This window comes from Nocardioides sp. P5_E3, from assembly GCF_054049275.1.
This window is the reverse complement of the sequence record NZ_JBFUMR010000005.1, coordinates 25,596-46,380: the sequence shown is the minus strand read 5'-3', so window position 1 is coordinate 46,380 and position 20,785 is coordinate 25,596. Positions and strand designations below refer to the sequence as shown.

Below are 20,785 nucleotides of genomic sequence, written 5' to 3'. Positions count from 1 at the left end.
GAATCCCCGGTCAGCCGGGGATCGCTGAACTTGTCAGGCCTTGCACGGGCCGACAACCTACGGAATCCCCGGTCAGCCGGGGATCGCGCGGCGACTCCGGACGGCGACACCCCGCACACGTACGACGGTTGTGGCCTCTCCGCTCCGTCGCGCCGCTACGTTCGTCCCGTGCACGTCTTCATCCGGCCGACCCAGTCCTTCCTCGCCTGCCACGTCTGCGAGGGGCTGGTGTTCGCGCGGCGCGAGGTGAAGATGACGACGACCGGGATGACGTTCTTCGACCTCGACTGGTTGAACCGCTCGGCGGAGGGCGTGATCTGCATCCGCTGCGGCTTCGTCCACACGTTCATGGGCGACGCGCACCAGTTCGTCGATCCCGCGGTCGTCAACCCGCAGGACCTCCCGAAGGACCCGCTGGCCCAGGGCTAGACGCCCTCCGTGCCGATCCCCGGGTGGACGAACGGGTGGCCGGCCCGCATCTGCTCGACCGACCCGGGGTGGACCCGCGCGAGGTGGGCCAGCCCGCGGCGGCGGTAGCGAAGGGTCTGCACGACGCCGAGCGTCCAGAAGATGTACTGCACGGACATCGCGAGCTTGAAGTCGCCGAGGGTGTAGGACTCCATGCCACCGGAGGACGACAGGTCGAGGACGACGCCGATCAGGGCCATCGTCAGCAGCGACGCGGTGAAGCCGCCGATGTTGACGAGCCCGTTGGCGCGGCCCGTCTCGTGCGGGGGTGTGAACGAGCGGGCCAGGTCGAAGCCGACCATCGACGCCGGTCCGCCGCTGGCCGTCGCGAACGCCATGACGACCACCAGCCACGTCGGCGCGACGCCGGGCCAGAGCAGCACCCCGGTCCACGGCACGACCATCGTCAGCACGACGCCGACCACGATCCAGGAGCGGTAGTAGGGCAGCCGGCCCACCAGGCGCGCCAGCACCAGCCCGCTCACCACGGCCCACGCGGTCATCGCCATCAGCAGTGTGCTCGCCTCGGCGGAGGACCAACCCAGGCCCTGCACCAGGAACGGGTAGCCCCACAGCAGCGTGAAGACGGTGACGGAGAACTGGGAGGAGAAGTGGGACCACATCCCCAGCCGCGTGCCGGGGTTGCCCCACACCGTGCGGACCGACTGGGCGAGCGCCCGGAGCTTGATCGCGACGACCGCGTCGCGCCGGTAGGGCGAGTCCTTGACGAGCGCGACGACCGCGACGAGCAGCACGAGGCCGAGGCTGGAGGCCAGCGCGAACGTGCGCGTCCAGCCCAGCTCGTGGAGGAGGTACGACAGCGGGCCGGCCGCGGCGATCGCGCCGAGCTGCCCGGTCAGGCCGGTGAGCTGGGTGACCATCGGCGCCTGCCGCACCAGGAACCAGATCGTGACGAGCCGGATCACGCTCACGAAGATCATCGCGTCGCCCGCGCCCACGACCGCGCGCGCCGCGACGGCCCCGCCGAAGGAGGTCGTGAAGGCGAAGGCCAGCTGGCCCGCACTCATCAGCACCAGGCCGGCCAGCAGCATGGCGCGCGAGCCGTAGCGGTCGAGCAGGACCCCGACCGGCACCTGCATGCCGGCGTACACGACGAGCTGCAGCACGGTGAACGTCGCCAGGCTGGTGGCGCTGATGTGGAACCGTTCGGACGCGATGATCCCCGCGACACCGAGCGAGCTGCGGTTGAACACCGCCAGCACGTAGACGGCGAGCGAGACACCCCAGATGACCCAGGCCCGCCGCTTGCCGATGTCGTGGATCTGCTCCGCGGTCACTCCTGCCCGGCTTCGTGGTCCACACCGAGCGCGGCGGAGAGCTCCGCGCGCGTCGGCGGGTCGGCGCCGGGCCGGGAGACGTTGATCGCCGCGCCGATGGCGGCGGTGGTGACGACCTCGAGCAGGTCGCGGTCGGTCAGCGCGCGGAGCGCCTCGGCTGCACCTGGGCCACGCACGCCGTGAGCCAGCAGGGCATCGACCAGCACGCCGCTGAAGGTGTCGCCCGCGCCCACGGTGTCGGCCACGGCGACCGGCACGCCGGGCACGTCGAGCACGGTCCCGCCGGGGCGTACGGCGACCGCGCCGGCACCGCCGCGCGTCACGACGACCAGGCCTGGGCCGGCCTCGGCCCAGCGGGCGGCGGTGGCGACAGGGTCGTCGTCGGGGTGGAGCCAGTGGAGGTCCTCGTCGCTCACCTTGACCACGTCGGCGAGCGCGACGAGCTCCTCGACGCGAGCGACGGGTCCGGTGCGGTCCGGGGTGATCGCGGGGCGCGCGTTCGGGTCGAGCGAGAGCAGCGCCCGCCCACGGTGGGTGCGGAACGCCTCGAGCACCGTGTCGGCGCCCGGGTCGAGCACCGTTGCGATGGAGCCCACGTGGAGCACGTCGCACGGCTCGTCGGGCACCGACTGCAGGTGCCAGTCGAGGTCGAAGTCATAGGTCGCGGCGCCGGACTCGTCGAGCGTCACCGCCGCGGTCGACGTACGGCCGGAGCCGGTCGGGCCCGCGAGCACGGTGACGTCGCTGGCCTCCAGCCACGCCCGCACGGCGTCACCACGCGGGTCGTCGCCGAGGAGCGTCACGAGACGTACGTCGCGCCCGAGCCGGCCCAGGGTGATCGCGACGTTGGCGGGGCTGCCGCCGGGGTGGTCGCGGGTCGTGCCGTCGGGGCCGGGCACCACGTCGACGAGCGCCTCGCCGACGACGAGGATCCGGGGCTGCGCGTCGGTCATGCCCCCATCATGCCGGTGCGCGGAGCCCGCCCGACATCGCCACCGCACGGGCGAGACTCGGGGCGAGGGGCAGTCGCGGGAGGAGGGTCGCCTGCACCGCGTGGTAGAGGTCGGGCTTGCCGGGCCACACGCTGGCCTGCGGCCGGTTGGCGGCGTCGAGCTCGTGGTGCCACGACCCCCGCTCGAGGTCGACCAGGTGGTCGCGGGCGTAGGCCCACCACTCGGCGTAGCGCCGGGCGTAGCCCTCCTCGCCCGTGCGGCGGTGCAGCGCCGCGGCGGCTGAGATGCCCTCGGCGACCACCCAGTGCATGCGCTGGCGCACGACGGGTCGGCCCTGCCAGTCGGTGGTGTAGACGAAGCCCGGCGCGCCGTCGACGTGCCAGCCGTCGGCGACCGCGCGGTCGAAGAGCAGGCGCGACGTGTCGAGCAGCCCGGCGGGCGCCGCGTCGCCCAGGGTGGCCTCGAGGTGGAGCAGCAGCCGCGACCACTCGAGGCCGTGCCCGACGGTCGCGCCGTAGGGCTTGAACGGGTCGTCGGGCCGGTCGCTGTTGAGCTCTAGGTCGACCGACCAGTCCGGGCCGAAGTGCTCGGGCAGCCGGCCGCCGTACGACGGTGCGAGCTCGAGCACCAGGCCGGCCAGCCGGGCCGCCCTCCGGTGCCAGACGTCGTCACCGGTGACGTCGCCGACCGCGAGCATCGCCTCGAGCGAGTGCATCGTCGAGTTGAGGCCGCGGTAGGGCACGGGGGTGGTCCAGGCCCGGTCCCACTCGTCGACGACGCGGCCGAGGTCGTCGTCCCAGAAGTGCTCCTCGAAGACCTGCGTCGCCTCGGCGAGCACGTCGTCGGCGCCCGGCAGGCCCGCGACGACGGCGGTCGAGCCGGCGAGCATCACGAACGCGTGGGCGTAGCAGGACTTGGCGTCGCCGGGCTCGCCGCCCGGACCGACCTCGCCGAACCAGCCGCCGTGCTCGGGGTCGCGGAGCACGCCGCGCAGGCCGTCGAGGGCCCCTGCGGCGGTCGAGGCGGCCCCGTCGACGCCCAGCAGCGCGCCGATCCCGTGGACGTGGACCGTGCGGCTCGTGATCCAGGTGTGCACCGGACGGTCGAGGTCGGGCGCGCCGTCGTCGTCGAGCCACGCCGCGCCGCCCCGGGGGTGCACGACGCGTCGGCCGAAGTCGAGCAGACGCCGGCACTCGGCGTCGAGCCAGGCGTCGTCCGGGCCGGCGTCCTGGGTGTCGTGGAGGGAGGCGTCGTCCATCCGGGCAGTCAAGCAGCCACGACCCATGACGCACGAGACCCCCGCACACCGGTGCGGGGGTCTCGCGACTGGACGACGTCCAGTGGCAGGTAGAGGATTCGAACCTCTGTAGGCAATGCCGGCTGATTTACAGTCAGCTCCCTTTGGCCGCTCGGGCAACCTGCCGGGCCGTGCGGAACAATAGCAAGGCACGCACTTCACCACGAATTGCCGGGGCACGCTGCGGCGAGCCCCGCGACGAGCCCCTCAGGAGGCACAACCATGGCTGACTCGAGCTTCGACATCGTGAGCAAGCTGGACCGCCAGGAGGTCGACAACGCGCTCAGCCAGACGGCCCGGGAGATCGCGAACCGCTTCGACTTCAAGGGCACCGGGGCGTCCATCGAGTGGAAGGGCGAGCAGGCGATCGAGATCACGGCCTCGGCCGACGACCGCGCCAGCGCCGTGCTCAGCGTCTTCCAGGACAAGCTGATCAAGCGCAACCAGAGCCTGAAGATCCTCGACGCCTCCGAGCCGCGCCAGTCCGGCCAGGTCTCCAAGATCGACATCGCGCTCAAGGAGGGCATCACCTCCGAGGACGCCAAGAAGATCTCCAAGCTCATCCGCGACGAGGGCCCCAAGGGCGTCAAGGCGCAGGTGCAGGGCGAGGAGCTGCGGGTCTCGTCGAAGAAGCGCGACGACCTGCAGGCCGTCCAGCAGCTGGTGAAGTCGCAGGACTACGACTTCGCGGTGCAGTTCACCAACTACCGCTGATGCCGTAGGCCACGGGCGTGGGGCCGCGCGCCGGTGGCTGAACTGTGTGGAACGTCGAAGATCTCTCGAAGCCGGGGACACCGCCGGCCGCGCTGCCTACGTTGGTCGTACGCGAGGGTGCGGGAGTCGCACGGGGGGCGCCTGCATCGTCGCCGGAGACGGGAACGCCCCGCGACCAGGGGGTTGGTCGTGGGGCGTTCTTCTCGTCGCCAGATGTCAGCAACGGCGCCGGAGCATGGGTGACCCCGATCGCTCACGGGGGTTGAACGACCGGGGTCATCGACGAGTCTAGGCAGGGCGGTCGGGGCCACCGAAGGTAAAGACGGTGTGACTCGCTTCACAACACGTGAACCCCCCGCCATCCCGGCGGATGGTCTAGGCCTCTCCCACCCTGAGCGGTGAAGTGAGGCAACGCCTCTTACCGAATCCCGACCTCGGGCGTACCGTCGATCGCAGATGTGGGGATGGGGTCGAGCCCCGTCAGGCCTGGGGGGCTGGCGGGGCTCAGCGCTTCACCAGCGACTGGTGAGCGTGGTCAGCGCACCGACGAGCACCACGACCGCCCGGACGGGGTCGGCCGGCAGCGGCAGCGCCCCGATCTCGGCGAGCGTCTGCTCGTCCGCGCCGCGCCCGGCGGCGTACAGCGGGTGGTCGGCGGCGAGCTTGCGCAGCGCCGACGCGTGCGAGGTGAACATCGTCGGCCGCGTCGCCGCGAGCACGACGGCGTCGGCGCGCGAGCCGCGCGCCGCGGTGAGGATGGCCGGCACCGGAGTGTCCGCCCCCAGGAACCGCGCCCGTACGCCCCGCTCACGCAGCATCAGCGCCACGCAGAGCAGCACCATGTCGTGCCGCTCCCCCGGCGGGCAGGCGAGGAGGACGACCGGCGCCACCGCCGTGGCGTCCGCCAGCACCGGGGCCGGGGGCACCGCAGCCAGCGCGGTCAGCGTGCGGCGCAGCATGTCGCTGACGAAGTGCTCGTGGGCGACCGAGATCGTGCCGGCCTCCCAGCGGTCTCCGACCTCCTGCAGGAACGGCAGGACCACTCCGGTCACCGCACCGGACAGCGGCACGTCCCACAGGAGCCGGGCGATGGCGATCTCCGCGGCCTCGGCGTCGAAGGTCTCGACGGCGGCCCACAGCTCGTCGGCGGTCGTCGCGATGGTCACCCGCGCACGGTAACGCTCGCCCCACGCATCCGTGACCTTCTGGCCGGGCCTGCGGTGGTCAGACGGCAGCAGCCATCCGCGGCACCACGGTCGCACCAGCCGCAGGGGTGAGCCAGACGGTGCTCCCTTCCTGGAGCCCCTGCGACCGCTGGTGGGCGCGGGTGACCACCACCGACACCTCGTCGCCGTCGACGGTCAGCACGTGGAGGCGCACCTCGAAGCCGATCCGGACCATGCGCGAGATCGTGCCCTCGACGCTCCCCGCCAGTTGGGGCGAGGACTCGAGCTCGATGTCGTGGGGGCGGAGCGAGACGCCACCGAGGTGGGTCACCTCGCCGAGGAACGACATCACGAAGTCGTTGGCCGGCTCGTCGTAGAGCTGGTCGGGGGTGCCGATCTGCTCGACGCGGCCCTCGTTGATCACGACGATCTCGTCGGCGACCTCCAGGGCCTCCTCCTGGTCGTGGGTGACGAAGACGGTCGTCACGTGCACGTCGTCGTGGAGGCGGCGCAGCCAGTCGCGCAGCTCCTTGCGGACCTTGGCGTCGAGGGCGCCGAACGGCTCGTCGAGCAGCAACACGGACGGCTCCACCGCGAGGGCACGAGCGAGCGCCATGCGCTGGCGCTGGCCGCCGGAGAGCTGGGAGGGCAGCCGGTGGGCGAACTGCGAGAGGTGCACGAGCTTGAGCAGCTCCTGGACGCGGTGCTCGATCTCGTCCTTCGGGCGCTTGCGGATCTCGAGTCCGAAGGCGACGTTCTTTGCCACCGTCATGTGCTTGAAGACGGCGTAGTGCTGGAAGACGAAGCCGACGTTGCGCTTCTGCGCGGGCAGGTGGGTGGCCTCGACGCCCTCGATGGTGACCGAGCCGGTGTCGGCCCTCTCCAGGCCCGCGATGATGCGGAGCAGGGTCGACTTGCCGCCGCCGCTGGGCCCGAGCAGGGCGGTGAGCTGGCCGGTCGGGATCGTGACATTGACGTCGTCGAGCGCCACGAAGTCGCCGAACTTCTTGTTCAGGCCGGTCACTTCGATGCTCATGGTGGTGCCTCTCTGGTCGATCAGGGGTGTGGGTTCAGGGGTGCGGGTGCAGGGGAGGTCAGTGGTTGTTCTTGGGCCGGAGGATCCCGACGACGACGATGCAGGCGACGGACACCATCGCGAGCAGGAAGGCGGTGGCGTAGGCACCCTGCTGGTCGAAGTTGAGGTACTTCTCCTCGACCGCCAGGGTCGCCGTGCGGGTCTGGCCGAGCACGTTGCCCGAGACGACCTTGACCGCCCCGAACTCGCCGAGCGACCGGGCCAGCGTCAGCACGACGCCGTACGTGATGCCCCACTTGATGGAGGGCAGGGTGATCCGCCAGAAGCGCTGGAGCCCGTTGGCGCCGAGGCTCTGGGCGGCCTGCTCCTGCTCGATGCCGATCTCCTCGAGCACCGGCACGAGCTCGCGGATCATCAGCGGCAGCGCCACGAAGGTCGTCGCCATGATGATGCCTGGCGTCGAGAAGATCACGTCGATGCCCCAGCCGGCGAGCGTCGGGCCGAACCAGCCGTTGCGGCCGCCGTAGACCAGCACCAGCGCGAGCCCGACGACGATCGGCGACACCGAGAGCGGGATGTCGAGCAGGGAGTTGAGCAGTCGCTTGCCCGGGAACTCGTAGCGGACGAGCAGCAGCGACATGCCGACGCCGAAGACCGTGTTGATGAGCACCGACCAGAACGCGACGTACGCGCTGAGCTGCAGCGCCACGACCATGTCGGGGTCCTCGAGGAGCAGGCGGATCGACTCGAACCCGTTGTCGAACGTGTGGGTCACGACCAGGGACACCGGCCACGCCACCAGGAAGAACAGGTAGGCGGTGACGATGAACCGGAGCAGGTAGGTGACCGGGGTCTTGCGCACCCGCGGGGACTTGCGGCGCTCCTCGACGGGAGGCACCTCCGCGGGCGGGCGGATCAGCGTGTCAGCCACGTGCAGCCACCCGCCTCTGGATCAGGTCCAGGACCACGATCACCGTGAGCGAGATGGCCAGCAGGACCGTCGCGACGGCCGCGGCGGCCGCGACGTTGTCGTTCTCGATGCTGCTGAGGATGCGCACGGAGGTGACCTCGGTCTTGAACGGGAGGTTGCCCGACAGCAGGACCAGCGAGCCGTACTCGCTGACGCCGCGGGCGAAGGACAGGGCCGCGCCGGCGGTGATGGCCGGCGTGAGGCTGGGCAGGATGATGCGGCGGAAGGTGGTGAACCGGCTCGCGCCGAGCGAGGCGGCGGCCTCCTCCACGTCGAGGTCGAGCTCCTCGAGCACCGGCTGGACCATGCGGACCACGAACGGCAGGGTGACGAAGAGGAACGCGAGGAACACGGCCGGGCGTTGGTTGGCGATGTCGATGCCGATCGGGCTGTCGGTGCCGTAGAGCGAGAGCAGCACCAGGCCGGCGACGATGGTCGGCAGTGCGAACGGGATGTCGATCAGCACCTCGAGCACCGACTTGCCCCAGAAGCGGTCGCGGACCAGGACCCAGGCGATGAGCGGGCCCATCACGACGTTGACGGCGGTGACGCCGGCGGCGGTGAAGACGGTGAGCTTGATGGCGGCGGCGGTCTGGCCGTTGGTGATGGTCGTCCAGAAGACGTCCCAGCCGCCGTCGATGGCGGTGACGACGACGGCCGCCAGGGGGATCAGGACCAGCGCGCTGAACCAGATCATGGCGATGCCGAGCCCGAGTCCCGACGACCGCGTGAGCGTGGAGCGCGGCCCCGACCGGCGAGGAGTCCTCGCCGGTCGGACCGCTGCGATCTCAGTTGAGGTCATGACAGATGTGAGTGGCGCGGCAGGTCACTCGAGGGAGAGGCCGGCGCCGAGGATGGCCTCGAAGATCAGGCCGTTCTCCTCGTCGAAGAACTTGGTCGACACCTCGTCCCAGCCGCCGAAGTCTTCGTCGACCGTCAGCAGCGTGCCGACCTCGGGGAACGGGTTGGACGGGTCGGCCGCACCCTCGACGGTGCCGCCGTAGTCGACGTCGTCGCGGATCGGGCGGAAGCCGGTGAGGGCGAACTGCTTCTGGCCCTCGTCGGAGAGGACGAAGTCCAGCCAGGCCTGAGACGGCTCGGAGGCGTCCTTCAGGATGGCGCCCGCGTTCTCGATCAGGAGGCTGGTGTCCGGGAGGACGTACTCGAAGCCCTCGTCGTTCTGCGCGGCGAGGATCGCCTCGTTCTCGTAGGCCATCAGGACGTCACCGGTGCCGCCGAGGAAGGCGGTGGTGGCGTCACGACCGCTGCTGGGCAGCGACACGACGTTCTTGAAGAACTTGTTGACGTACTCGGTGGCTTCCTTCTCGGTGCCACCGTCGCTGATGACCTGACCGTAGGCCGCGAGGGCGTTCCAGCGCGCGGCACCGGACGACGCCGGGTTGGGCGTGACGATCTCGACGCCCGGCTTGACCAGGTCGTCCCAGTCCTTGATGTTCTTGGGGTTGCCGTCGCGGACACCGAACACCACGACCGAGTGCGACACGACGCCCTTGTTGTCACCGGCGTCCCAGTCGTCGGCCACGAGGCCCTCGTCGACGAGACGGGTGACGTCGGTCGGGACCGAGAAGTGGACGTAGTCGGCCTTGAGGCCGGCGGCGACGGCGCGGCTCTGGTCCCCCGAAGGACCGTAGGAGGTCTGGAACTTCACGCCCTCACCCTCGGGCGTCTTGTTGAACTCCGTGGCGATGTTCTTGTTGGCGGCCTCGGGGACCGCGAAGCCGACGATGTGGATGGTGTTGGAGTCATCCTCGTCGCTGCTGCTGGCGCCACCGGGGGCGCAGGCGGACAGGGCCAGTGCCCCGACTAGTGCGGCCGCAAGCGCGGCACGTGAACGGATCTGCATGGGGGATGCTCGACTTTCTCGATCGGGGTGCAATGTCGAGAAAGATACATGACTTTATCGACCGCGATGACATTGACCGGAGTTCGGGCGCGTGTCGTGGGTCACGCCCGCCGCGGACGGGGTACCGGGGAGGCGTCCATCACGTGGGGAGCGGCGGGATCACGCCCCGGCCGCGACTATCGTGGGCAGCTGGGAGACGACTCTCGTGACACGTAAGGAAGCAGGGCAGAGGTGACCCAGACCGACAAGCAGGTCAAGCAGCTCGACCGCGTCATCATCCGGTTCGCCGGAGACTCCGGAGACGGCATGCAGCTGACCGGTGACCGGTTCACCCAGGAGACCGCGGCGTTCGGCAACGACCTGGTCACGCTGCCCAACTTCCCCGCGGAGATCCGCGCCCCCCAGGGCACGCTCCCGGGCGTGTCGTCGTTCCAGGTGCACTTCGCCGACCACGACATCCTCACCGCGGGTGACGCCCCCGACGTGCTCGTCGCGATGAACCCGGCCGCGCTGCGCGCCAACCTCGGCGACCTCCACAAGGGCGCCACGATCATCGTCGACACCCACGACTTCACCGCGCGCAACCTCACCAAGGCGGGCTACACCGACAACCCGCTCGACGGCGACAGCCTGGACGAGTACGCCCTGCACACCGTCGACCTGACCGGCATGACGGTCGAGGCGGTCAAGGAGTTCGGCCTCTCGCGCAAGGACGCCTCCCGCGCGAAGAACATGTTCGCGCTCGGGCTCCTGTCCTGGATGTACGGCCGCCCCACCGACCCGACGACGGCGTTCCTCACCAAGCGCTTCGCGAAGGTGCCCGACATCCGCGACGCCAACCTCGCGGCGTTCAAGGCCGGCTGGAACTTCGGCGAGACCACCGAGGCCTTCGCCGTCCAGTACGAGATCAAGCCGGCCGTCATGCCGCCCGGCACCTACCGCAACATCACCGGCAACCTCGCTCTGGCCTACGGACTCGTCGCCGGCGGCGTGCAGTCCGGCCTCCCGGTGTTCCTCGGCACCTACCCGATCACCCCCGCCTCCGACATCCTCCACGAGCTGTCGAAGCACAAGTCCTTCGGCGTGACGACGTTCCAGGCCGAGGACGAGATCGCCGGTGTCGGCGCCGCCATCGGTGCGTCCTACGTCGGCCACCTCGGCGTCACCTCCACCTCGGGCCCCGGCGTGGCGCTGAAGTCCGAGGCGATCGGCCTCGCCGTGATGACCGAGCTGCCGCTCGTCGTCGTCGACGTGCAGCGCGGCGGCCCCTCGACGGGACTGCCGACCAAGACCGAGCAGGCCGACCTGCTCCAGGCGATGTTCGGCCGCAACGGCGAGGCGCCGGTGCCGATCGTGGCGCCCCAGTCCCCCGGCGACTGCTTCGCCGCGGCCGTGGAGGCCACCCGGATCGCCGTCACCTACCGCACACCGGTCCTGCTGCTCTCCGATGGCTACCTCGCCAACGGCTCCGAGCCGTGGCGGGTCCCGGCCGTCGAGGACCTGCCGGTGATCGACCCCGACTTCGCCACCGAGAAGAACCACGGCAGCGGCGACGACGCCGAGTTCTGGCCCTACCTGCGCGACGACAAGACGCTCGCGCGGCCGTGGGCGATCCCGGGCACCGCCGGCCTCGAGCACCGCATCGGCGGCCTCGAGAAGGGCGACGGGCACGGCAACATCTCCTACGACCCCGCCAACCACGACTTCATGGTCCGCACGCGCCAGGCGAAGGTCGACCGGATCGCCGACTCGATCCCGCTGGTCGAGGTCGACGACCCGTCCGGCGAGGCCAAGGTGCTGGTCCTCGGCTGGGGGTCCACCTACGGCCCGATCGGTGCCGGCGTACGCCGCGTGCGCAAGGCCGGCTACCAGGTCGCCCAGGCGCACCTGCGCCACCTCAACCCGTTCCCCAGCAACCTCGGCGAGGTCCTCAAGGGCTACGACAAGGTGCTCGTGCCCGAGATGAACCTCGGCCAGCTGTCGCTGCTGCTGCGCGCGAAGTACCTCGTCGACGCCGTCGGCTACAACCACGTCCGCGGACTGCCCCTCAAGGCCACCGAGCTCGCCCACGCGATCGGAGAGCTGGTCGGGCAGGCGGAGGGCATCGACGTCGAGCTCGGCGTGTGGGGCGAGCCCACCCAGAAGGAGCACATCTGATGAGCACCCCCCTGACCGGCACGCCCGTCCAGCTGGGCCTCCCCGGCCTGCGCTCCGGGACCGAGCAGGTGCCGGCGGCCGACGGACCGCAGACCGGCAAGGACTTCACCTCCGACCAGGAGGTGCGCTGGTGCCCCGGGTGCGGCGACTACGCCGTGCTCAAGGCCGTCCAGTCGTTCCTGCCCGACCTCGGCCTGCGCCGCGAGAACATCGTGTTCGTCTCCGGCATCGGCTGCTCCTCGCGGTTCCCCTACTACCTCGACACCTACGGCATGCACTCGATCCACGGCCGAGCGCCGTCGATCGCGACGGGTATCGCCACGGCGCGCGAGGACCTGTCGGTGTGGGTCGTCACGGGTGACGGCGATGCGCTGTCGATCGGCGGCAACCACCTGATCCACGCCCTGCGTCGCAACGTCAACATGACGATCCTGCTCTTCAACAACCGCATCTACGGCCTGACCAAGGGGCAGTACTCCCCCACGTCGGAGACCGGCAAGGTCACCAAGTCGACCCCGATGGGTTCCCTGGACCACCCGTTCAACCCGGTGTCACTGGCCCTGGGCGCCGAGGCGTCGTTCGTCGCGCGCACCATCGACTCCGACCGCAAGCACCTCACCGCGGTGCTCGCCGCCGCCGCCGCCCACCGCGGCACGTCGCTGGTGGAGATCTACCAGAACTGCCCGATCTTCAACGACGGCGCGTTCGACGCCATCAAGTCGCCCGACACCAAGGCCGACGCGATCATCCCGCTCGTGCACGGCGAGCCGGTCACGTTCGGCAGCACGCTCGAGGACGGGCGCGGGGCGAAGGCCCTGGTCCGCGACACCGCGACCGGCGGTGTCCAGGTCGTGGCGACCGCCGACGTGGACGCGGCTGACATCGTGGTCCACGACGCGCACAGCCCCGACCCGACGATGGCCTTCGCGATCTCGCGGCTCACCGACTCCGGCTACCTCAACACCTCGCCGATCGGCATCTTCCGCCAGGTCGAGCGACCGACGTACGACGACCAGGCTCGCGAGCAGGTCACCGCGGCCGTCGCCGAGGCCGGAAATGGCGACGCCGCCGATCGCTCCGCCCGTCTGGCGTCGCTGATCGGCGGCGGCGACACCTGGACGATCATCTGACGATCAGCTGATCGTCGTCCGGATCGTCCAGGTGCGGTGACCGGGGTTCAGCCTCGATCCACCGATCGACGCCGGCGCGGACCAGGCGAGAGATCGTGGATCGGGGCTCAGTCGAAGTAGAGCGTCCAGACCTTGCCCTTGGTGTTGCCGAAGCCGTTGGAGTGGTCGACCTTCGAGCGCCACTTCCAGCGACCCTTGTCCGGGGCGAAGATGCGGGTCTTGAAGACGCCGCTGTCGTTGGTCTTCACCTTCTTGACGGTCTTCCACTTGCAGGAGCCGCACGCCTTCTTGAGGATCTTCACCTTCTGGTTGGCGTAGGGCAGCAGGGTGCCGTCGAGCTGCGGCTCCGCCACCGTGCCCTTGAGCTTGAAGGCGTTGTAGGAGACCTGCTTGGTCTTCGGCGGCACCTCCTCGATGACGCGCTTCGGAAGCGCCCCGGCGCCGGCGCTCGTGCTGAGCCCGCCGACCAGGAGCAGTGCGGCGACCAGGGCCGACAGGACGGTGCGGAGAGTCCGCATGGTGAGTTCCCCCTCGAGTGATGATGACGACGTGGCCTGACGGGGTCCCACGCCCCGAGGCCGCTCCATCGTAGGCGACCGGCCGCCTCTACACTCCGGGAGTGCCAGATAGCCGACGCGGACTGATCTTCGGCGCGGTGGCCTACATCCTCTGGGGCASCTTCCCCCTCTACTGGACGCTGCTCGAGCCGGCCGGCGCGATCGAGATCCTCGCCCACCGCATCGTCTGGTCGGTGCTCACGATGCTCGTCATCCTCGTCCTGGCCCGACGCGTGGGGCAGTTCCGCGCGCTGCTGCGCGACCGCCGCAAGCTGCTCCTCATCTGCAGCGCGGCCGTCGTCATCACGGTCAACTGGGGCGGCTACATCTGGGGCGTCAACAACGCCCGCGTCGTCGAGACCTCGCTGGGCTACTTCATCAACCCGCTCGTAACCGTGCTGATGGGCGTGCTGATCCTCGGCGAGCACCTGCGGCGCCTGCAGTGGATCGCGATGGGCATCGCGTTCGTCGCGGTCGTCGTGCTCACGATCGACTACGGGCGCCCGCCCTGGGTCGCGCTCGTCCTCGCCTTCTCCTTCGGCACCTACGGCCTGCTCAAGAAGCAGGCGGGCGTCGGAGCCGTGGAGAGCATCACGCTGGAGACCCTGGTCATCGCACCGTTCGCAGCGGCGTACATCGCCTGGCTGGTCAGCACCGGCGAGTCCACCTTCGGCAGCCAGGGCGCCGGGCACGCGATCCTCTTCACGACCACCGGCATCATCACCGCCGTCCCGCTGATGCTCTTCGGCGCCGCGGCGATCCGGGTCTCGATGGTCTCGCTCGGGCTGCTGCAGTACCTCGCCCCCACCATCCAGTTCGCCCTCGGCATCCTCGTCTTCGACGAGGCCATGCCCGCCAGCCGCTGGATCGGCTTCGGCCTGGTCTGGGTCGCGCTCGCGATCTTCACGGTCGAGGCGGTCAACCACCGCCGCCGCCAGCTGCGCCTCGTGGCGCACGCCAGCGCGGTCTGAGCGACGCGGTCCTCGGGGCGGTGGCCCACCCACGTCCCGGCCTCGTGGAACGTGGCTCCCGCACCGCCCACGGGCGCGGCGGAGTACGACACGCGGCCTGGGGGTGGCCCACCCACGTTCGAGCCTCGTGGAACGTGGCTCAGGCACCGCCCAGCGGCGAGGTCAGGACGAGCGGGTCGCGACGATGTCGGCGAAGGACTCCAGCGCCGTACGCACGGGGCCCGGGTCGAGGGCCTCGAGGAGCTTCTTGGCGCGGGCGGCCTCGGCCAGCACGTGGTCGCGGGCCTGGTCCATTGCCGGGTGGCGGCGCATGAGCTCGAGGGCCTCGGCGTGCTCGGCGTCGTCGGTCAGCGGGCGGCCGAGGAGCGACAGCAGCCGGGCGTCGGCCGGGTCGGTGGAGGCCTGGGCCATGAGGACGGGGAGGGTGGGTACGCCCTCGCGGAGGTCGGTGCCGGGCGTCTTGCCGGACGCGTCGGACTCGGAGGCGATGTCGAGGATGTCGTCGGTCAGCTGGAAGGCCGAGCCGACGATCTCGCCGTAGGAGCTCAGGGCCTCGACGACGTCGGGGCGGGCGCCGCTGAACATCGCGCCGTAGCGGGCGGACGTGGCGATCAGCGAGCCCGTCTTGCCGGCGACGACGTCGAGATAGTGCGCCAGCGGGTCCTCGCCCGGGCTGGGCGGGACGGTCTCCATGATCTGGCCCTCGACGAGCCGGGTGAAGGTACGCGCCTGGATGAGGACCGCCTCGGGCCCCAGCTCGGCGGTGAGCTCCGAGGAGCGCCCGAACAGGAAGTCGCCGGTGAGGATCGCGACGTTGTTGTCCCAGCGGGCGTTGGCGGTCGTCGCGCCCCGGCGCAGGGACGCCTCGTCCATCACGTCGTCGTGGTAGAGCGAGGCGACGTGGGTCAGCTCCACGACGCAGGCGGCCGTGTCGACCGCGTCCGCGTCGGGGTTCGGGCCGGCCTCCGCAGCGAGCAGCACCAGCAGCGGTCGGAAGCGCTTGCCACCGGCCATCATCAGGTGCGCCGCGGCCTCCGAGACGAACTGAGCACGCCCCCGGCAGTGGTCGGCGAGCATCACCTCGATGCGCGCCATCCGCTCGACCAGCCGCTGCTCGAGAGCGGCGTCGACGACGGGCATTGCAAGGGACGAGTCGGTCACCTGATGAATTCTCCCGCAACAGCCGCGAGATCGAGCACCGGCCCCGGCAGCACGCCGAGGACGAGGGTGATCGCGGCACCGACGGCGATGGTCGTCGCGGTGAGCACCGACGGGTACGCCACGCTCGGGCCGTCGCCGACCGGCTCGTCGAAGTACATGACCTTGATGACCCGCACGTAGAGGAACGCCGCGATGATGCTCGCGATGACGGCCGCCACCACGACGGGCCAGGCGCCGGCGGCCAAGGCCACGGAGAAGACCGCGAGCTTGCCCACGAAGCCGGAGGTGAGCGGGATGCCCGCCATGGCCAGCAGAAAGAAGGCGAACACCGCAGCCACCACCGGCGACTCCTTGCCGAGGCCGGCCCACCGGTCGATCGCGGTGGTCTCACCCGCGCCGTCACGGACCAGGCTGACCACCGCGAACGCGCCGATCGTCGCGAACCCGTAGGTCGCGAGGTAGAAGAGCACGGCCTGGACCGAGCTGATCTCGCCGACGGCCAGCTGGTCGGCGGCCTGCAGGCCGAGGACGCCGGTGAGGATGAAACCGGTGTGGGCGACCGACGAGTAGGCCAGCAGGCGCTTGATGTCGGTCTGCGTGATGGCCAGCGCGGCACCGACGAACATCGACAGCACGGCGATGATCCACAGCATCGGCTGCCACGACCAGCGGTCCGCGCCGAGGGCGACGTAGAACAGGCGCATGATCGCGCCGAAGGCGGCGACCTTGGTGCCGGCCGCCATGAAGGCGGTGACCGGGGTCGGGGCGCCCTGGTAGACGTCGGGCGTCCACGCCTGGAACGGCACGGCGCCGACCTTGAACAGCAGGCCGACCGAGAGCAGGCCCGTGCCGATGAGCAGCAGCGCCTGGTTGCCCACGTCGTTGCGCACCGCCTCGTTGATCGAGGCGAAGTCCAGGGCGCCGGCGAAGCCGTAGAGCAGCGCCGCACCGTAGAGGAAGAATCCCGAGGAGAACGCGCCGAGGAGGAAGTACTTGAGCGCGGCCTCCTGGCTGAGCAGGCGGCGGCGGCGCGCGAGCCCGCTCAGCAGGTAGAGCGGCAGCGACAGGACCTCGAGGGCGACGAACATCGTCAGCAGGTCGTTGGCCGCCGGGAAGAGCATCATGCCGAAGACCGCGAACATCATCAGCGGGTAGACCTCGGTGTGCTCGCGGTTGGCCGCGATCGAGGCGGTCTCCGCGTCCGTCCCCGGCACGGCGGCGGCCTGGCCGGCGAACGCCGACACCCCGCCGTCGAGGTGCCGCTCGGCGAAGAGCAGCACGCCGCCGATGGCCAGCGCGAGGATCAGGCCCCAGAGGAACAGGCTCGGCCCGTCGACCGCGATCGTCCCGCCGACGGCGAGCACGCCGCGCGCGGCGCCGTCGTCGTACGTCTGCACGTCCTGCGCGACCAGCACCACGCCGACGAGGGCGAGCACGAGGCCACCGAGCGCCAGCACGACCTGGGCGGTGTAGCGGATGGAGCGCGGGAGGAACGCCTCGACGACGACGCCGAGGCAGGCGACACCGAAGACGGCCAGCAGCGGCCAGAGCTCGAAGTACTCGACGCTGGGCTTCACGAACTCGGTCACTGGGGACCACCCTCCTGGCCGATGCCCACACTTGCGAGCGACTCGTGGACGAACGGGTTGATGACGTCGAGCAGCGGCATCGGGTAGAAGCCGAACAGCAGGAGCGCGAGCAGCAGCGGGACGAGGATGCCCACCTCACGCCGATCGAGGTCGGCCACCGGCGCCATGCCGACCCGCTCGGGACCGGTCATCGTCCGCTGGTACATCCAGAGCGCGTAGAACGCGGCGAGGACGATCGCGAGGACGGCGACCGAGCCGACCAGCCAGTGGTGCTCGAACGCGGCGATGATGACGAGCATCTCGGATACGAACGGCGACAGGCCGGGGAGGCCGGCGGCGGCGAGGCCACCGACGAGGAAGAAGCCGGCCAGCAGCGGTGCTGCCTTCTCCACCCCGCCCATCTCACGGATGGACGCGGTGCCGGTGCGACGGATCAGGAACCCGGCGACGAGGAACATCAGCGCCGTCGCGATGCCGTGGTTGACCATGTAGAGGATCGCGCCGGAGCTGCCGTTCGAGCTGAACACGAAGATGCCCAGCACGATGAAGCCGAAGTGCGAGAGCGACGTGAGGCCGATCAGGCGCAGGACGTCGTCCTGGGCGATGGCGACCAGCGCGCCGTAGACGATGGAGATCAGCGCGAGCACGATCACGACCGGCGTCGCCCACTGCGAGGCGTCGGGCAGCAGCCCGAGGCAGAAGCGCAGCATGCCGAACGTGCCGATCTTGTCGAGGATGCAGACCAGCAGGACCGAGGTGCCGGTGGTCGCCTTCTCGGTCGTGTCGGCCAGCCACGTGTGGACCGGGAACATCGGCGCCTTGATCGCGAAGGCGATGAAGAAGCCGACGAACAGCCAGCGCTGCGTGGTCTCGTCGATGTCGAGCGCGGCCAGGTCGCTGATCAGGAAGCTCGGGTTGCCCGCGTTGGCGGAGACGACGTAGAGCCCGATCACCGAGGCGAGCATGATGAGCCCGCCGGCGAGCTGGTAGATGAGGAACTTGGTCGCGGCGCGGCCCCGGCCGGCCCGGCCGAAGCCGCCGATCAGGAAGTACGCCGGGATCAGCGTCGCCTCGAACACGACGTAGAAGAGCAGCACGTCGGTGGCCGTGAAGACCGCCAGCGACATCGCCTCGAGGGCCAGGGTCCAGGCGAAGAAGGCCTTCGCGCCGTTGTTGCCCGGCGCCTCCGACTCGTGCCATCCGGCCAGCAGCACGATCGGCACGAGGACGACCGTGAGCAGGACCATCAGCAGGCCGAGGCCGTCGACGCCGAGCGCGTAGTGGACGCCGAGCGACTCGATCCACGTGCGGGTCTCGGTGAGCTGCATGCCGTCGCCGGCGTTGTACTGCGCAGCGACCACGATGCCGGTCACCAGGGTCGCGGCGGCGAAGCCGAGGCCGACCAGCCGGGCGACCGCGGCCGGCACGAAGGCCGTGACGAGGGCGCCGACGAGCGGCAGCAGGATCAGGACAGTCAGGATCATCCGAGGTTCACCGCCAGCAGAGCGAGGACGACCAGCAGGGCGCCACCGAGGAGGGACAGGGCGTAGGAGCGGACGAAGCCGTTCTGGACTCGACGCATCGTGGTGGACAGGCCGCCGACGGCGGACGAACCGCCCTCGACGACACCGTCGACGCCGACGCGGTCGAAGGTGGCCAGACCACCGACGAGCGCGGCTCCGGGTCGTACGACGACCGCGTCGTTGATCGCGTCACCGTAGAGGTCGGCGCGGGCGGCGCGGGTCGCGAACGACACGTCCTTCGGGGCCACGCGCGGGATCTCGCGCTTGCCCACCAGGAACCAGGCGGCGGCGACGCCGAGCGCGACGACGGCGGTGATGATCAGCGTGATCACGATCGCGGGCAGCGGCGGCTCGTGGTGCTCGACGTGTCCGGTCACCGGCTCGAGCCAGGTGACGATCCAGTCGTTGAACAGCAGGAGGCCACCGAGCACCGACAGCGCGGCCAGCACGATCAGCGGGACCGTCATCACCTTGGGCGACTCGTGCGGGTGGACGTCCTTCTCCCAGCGCTTCTCGCCGAAGAACGTCATCAGCATGAGGCGGGTCATGTAGAAGCCGGTGATGCCCGCGCCGATCAGGGCCAGGATGCCGATGAAAAGGTTGTCGGCCAGGGCGGTCTCGATGATCCGGTCCTTGGACCAGAAGCCGGAGAAGCCCGGGAAGCCGATGATCGCGAGGTAGCCCATCGCGAAGGTCAGGAAGGTGACCGGCATCGCCTTGTTGAGCGCGCCGTAGTGACGCATGTCGACGTCGTCGTTCATCCCGTGCATGACCGAGCCGGCTCCGAGGAACATGTTGGCCTTGAAGAAACCGTGCGTCAGCAGGTGGAAGATCGCGAACGGGTAGCCCACCGGACCGAGGCCGGCCGCGAGCATCATGTAGCCGATCTGGCTCATCGTCGAGCCGGCCAGCGCCTTCTTGATGTCGTCCTTGGCACAGCCGAGGATCGCACCCCAGAGGAGCGTGACGGTGGCGACGATGACGACCGCGGTCTGCGCGACGGGCGTGAGGTCGAAGATGAAGTTGGACCGGACGACGAGGTAGACGCCGGCCGTGACCATCGTCGCGGCGTGGATGAGGGCCGAGACCGGGGTCGGGCCCTCCATCGCGTCGAGCAGCCACGCCTGCAGCGGCACCTGCGCGGACTTGCCGCACGCACCGAGCAGGAGCAGCAGGCCGAGGGCGTTGAGCGTGCCCTGGCTCGCCTCCCCCGCGAGCTCGCTCACGGCGCCGAAGTCGGCGGTGCCGAAGGTGGCGAACATCAGCGCGATCGCCAGCGACAGGCCGATGTCACCGACACGGTTGATGACGAACGCCTTCTTGGCGGCGGCAGCGGCCGACGGCTTGTGCTGCCAGAAGCCGATGAGCAGGTACGACGCCAGGCCGACGCCCTCCCAGCCCAGGAACAGGCCCACGAAGTTGGCCGACAGGATCAGCGTGAGCATCGCCGCGACGAACAGGTTGAGGTAGCCGAAGAAGCGGCGGCGACGCGGGTCGTGCTCCATGTAGCCGATCGCGTAGACGTGGATCAGCGTCCCGACGCCGGTGATGAGGAGCAGGAACAGCGCGGCCAGCTGGTCGTAGAGCAGGTCCATGCCGACCGTCAGCGAGCCGGTCTCGAACCACGTCCACAGCTGCTGGCCGACCTGCCGCGACTCGGCGTCGCGGCCCACCAGCGCGAAGAACAGCACCAGGCTGAGCACGAAGGACAGCGCCGCCATCGCGGTGCCGAGGAGGTGGCCGTGCTTGTCGGCGGCGGCCTTCAGCGAGGCCGGCAGGAACGGCGCGACGCCGAGCAGCAGGACCGCGCCGAGCACCGGCAGCGCGATGACCAGCCAGAGCAGGTCGAACACACCGCCCGCGCCCATGTCGGGCGCGATCACGGGCGCGTGGGCGCCGTCCTCGGCCATCGGCAGGCCAGCCGCGAGGAC

Annotated in this window: 18 protein-coding genes and 1 tRNA gene; 5 read left to right on the top strand and 14 right to left on the bottom strand. The window is 70.3% G+C overall.

All coding sequences use genetic code 11. From position 1 onward, the window contains the following. Positions 1-168 precede the first annotated feature (168 nt). Positions 169-429 carry a hypothetical protein gene (locus ACXJKB_RS04175; protein ID WP_457185705.1) on the top strand — a complete coding sequence of 87 codons (261 nt, stop codon included), beginning with the start codon at positions 169-171 and terminating at the stop codon, positions 427-429. Here ACXJKB_RS04175 and ACXJKB_RS04170 read toward each other — a convergent pair. From ACXJKB_RS04170 to ACXJKB_RS04155, 4 genes are all read right to left on the bottom strand, one after another. Further along, entirely contained in the window at positions 426-1,766 is a 1,341-nt protein-coding gene (locus tag ACXJKB_RS04170) for an MFS transporter (RefSeq protein WP_457185703.1), read from the bottom strand. The genes ACXJKB_RS04175 and ACXJKB_RS04170 overlap by 4 nt on opposite strands. Then, entirely contained in the window at positions 1,763-2,719 is a 957-nt protein-coding gene (locus tag ACXJKB_RS04165; RefSeq protein ID WP_457185701.1) for a carbohydrate kinase family protein, read from the bottom strand. The genes ACXJKB_RS04170 and ACXJKB_RS04165 overlap by 4 nt, the downstream gene beginning before the upstream one ends. A gap of 7 nt (positions 2,720-2,726) precedes the next feature. After that, complete coding sequence (locus ACXJKB_RS04160; RefSeq protein WP_457185699.1) at positions 2,727-3,977, bottom strand: AGE family epimerase/isomerase; 1,251 nt, start codon at positions 3,975-3,977, stop codon at positions 2,727-2,729. Positions 3,978-4,060: 83 nt separating this feature from the next. Then, positions 4,061-4,142: transfer RNA gene (locus ACXJKB_RS04155), tRNA-Tyr, on the bottom strand. A 96-nt stretch (positions 4,143-4,238) separates the two neighbouring features. Between ACXJKB_RS04155 and ACXJKB_RS04150 the strand changes: the two genes are divergently transcribed. After that, complete coding sequence (locus ACXJKB_RS04150; RefSeq protein WP_191194441.1) at positions 4,239-4,730, top strand: YajQ family cyclic di-GMP-binding protein; 492 nt, start codon at positions 4,239-4,241, stop codon at positions 4,728-4,730. Between the two features lie 512 nt (positions 4,731-5,242). Here ACXJKB_RS04150 and ACXJKB_RS04145 read toward each other — a convergent pair. The 5 genes from ACXJKB_RS04145 to ACXJKB_RS04125 are packed head-to-tail and all read right to left on the bottom strand — an operon-like array spanning position 5,243 to position 9,766. After that, positions 5,243-5,896, bottom strand: coding sequence for a cobalamin B12-binding domain-containing protein (locus ACXJKB_RS04145; protein WP_457185697.1), 654 nt, complete (start codon positions 5,894-5,896; stop codon positions 5,243-5,245). 58 nt (positions 5,897-5,954) lie between these two features. Continuing rightward, the gene (locus tag ACXJKB_RS04140; protein WP_457185695.1) at positions 5,955-6,932 is read right to left on the bottom strand and encodes a sulfate/molybdate ABC transporter ATP-binding protein; all 978 of its coding nucleotides are present in this window, start codon (positions 6,930-6,932) and stop codon (positions 5,955-5,957) included. A gap of 58 nt (positions 6,933-6,990) precedes the next feature. Beyond that, a complete protein-coding gene (locus ACXJKB_RS04135; protein WP_457185693.1) occupies positions 6,991-7,863 on the bottom strand; it encodes a sulfate ABC transporter permease in 873 nt (290 codons plus the stop codon). After that, entirely contained in the window at positions 7,856-8,704 is an 849-nt protein-coding gene (gene cysT / locus ACXJKB_RS04130) for a sulfate ABC transporter permease subunit CysT (protein WP_457185691.1), read from the bottom strand. The genes ACXJKB_RS04135 and cysT overlap by 8 nt, the downstream gene beginning before the upstream one ends. Positions 8,705-8,728: 24 nt before the next feature. Beyond that, positions 8,729-9,766, bottom strand: coding sequence for a sulfate ABC transporter substrate-binding protein (locus tag ACXJKB_RS04125; RefSeq protein WP_457185689.1), 1,038 nt, complete (start codon positions 9,764-9,766; stop codon positions 8,729-8,731). Positions 9,767-9,997: 231 nt separating this feature from the next. Here ACXJKB_RS04125 and ACXJKB_RS04120 point away from each other — a divergent pair, with 231 nt between their 5' ends. Further along, on the top strand, positions 9,998-11,923 hold the full coding sequence (locus ACXJKB_RS04120; RefSeq protein ID WP_457185687.1) for a 2-oxoacid:acceptor oxidoreductase subunit alpha: 1,926 nt from the start codon (positions 9,998-10,000) through the stop codon (positions 11,921-11,923). After that, entirely contained in the window at positions 11,923-13,053 is a 1,131-nt protein-coding gene (locus ACXJKB_RS04115) for a 2-oxoacid:ferredoxin oxidoreductase subunit beta (RefSeq protein ID WP_457185685.1), read from the top strand. Before ACXJKB_RS04120 ends, ACXJKB_RS04115 begins: the two co-directional genes overlap by 1 nt. Positions 13,054-13,160: 107 nt before the next feature. Here the strand turns inward: ACXJKB_RS04115 and ACXJKB_RS04110 are convergent, their stop codons facing one another. Next, on the bottom strand, positions 13,161-13,571 hold the full coding sequence (locus ACXJKB_RS04110) for a hypothetical protein (protein ID WP_457185683.1): 411 nt from the start codon (positions 13,569-13,571) through the stop codon (positions 13,161-13,163). 101 nt (positions 13,572-13,672) lie between these two features. Here ACXJKB_RS04110 and rarD point away from each other — a divergent pair, with 101 nt between their 5' ends. Then, positions 13,673-14,581, top strand: a complete 909-nt coding sequence (gene rarD, locus ACXJKB_RS04105; protein WP_457185681.1) for an EamA family transporter RarD — start codon at positions 13,673-13,675, stop codon at positions 14,579-14,581. A gap of 162 nt (positions 14,582-14,743) precedes the next feature. Here the strand turns inward: rarD and ACXJKB_RS04100 are convergent, their stop codons facing one another. Genes ACXJKB_RS04100 through nuoL form a run of 4 tightly spaced genes read right to left on the bottom strand, consistent with a single transcriptional unit; the run spans position 14,744 to position 20,722 of the window. Next, positions 14,744-15,721: a polyprenyl synthetase family protein gene (locus ACXJKB_RS04100; protein WP_457185936.1), complete on the bottom strand. Its 978-nt coding sequence runs from the start codon at positions 15,719-15,721 to the stop codon at positions 14,744-14,746. A gap of 17 nt (positions 15,722-15,738) precedes the next feature. Further along, complete coding sequence (gene nuoN / locus ACXJKB_RS04095) at positions 15,739-17,331, bottom strand: NADH-quinone oxidoreductase subunit NuoN (RefSeq protein WP_457185679.1); 1,593 nt, start codon at positions 17,329-17,331, stop codon at positions 15,739-15,741. Further along, positions 17,328-18,815 carry an NADH-quinone oxidoreductase subunit M gene (locus tag ACXJKB_RS04090; RefSeq protein WP_457185677.1) on the bottom strand — a complete coding sequence of 496 codons (1,488 nt, stop codon included), beginning with the start codon at positions 18,813-18,815 and terminating at the stop codon, positions 17,328-17,330. The genes nuoN and ACXJKB_RS04090 overlap by 4 nt, the downstream gene beginning before the upstream one ends. Then, the gene (nuoL, locus tag ACXJKB_RS04085) at positions 18,812-20,722 is read right to left on the bottom strand and encodes an NADH-quinone oxidoreductase subunit L (RefSeq protein WP_457185934.1); all 1,911 of its coding nucleotides are present in this window, start codon (positions 20,720-20,722) and stop codon (positions 18,812-18,814) included. The genes ACXJKB_RS04090 and nuoL overlap by 4 nt, the downstream gene beginning before the upstream one ends. Between the last annotated feature and the right edge of the window lie 63 nt (positions 20,723-20,785).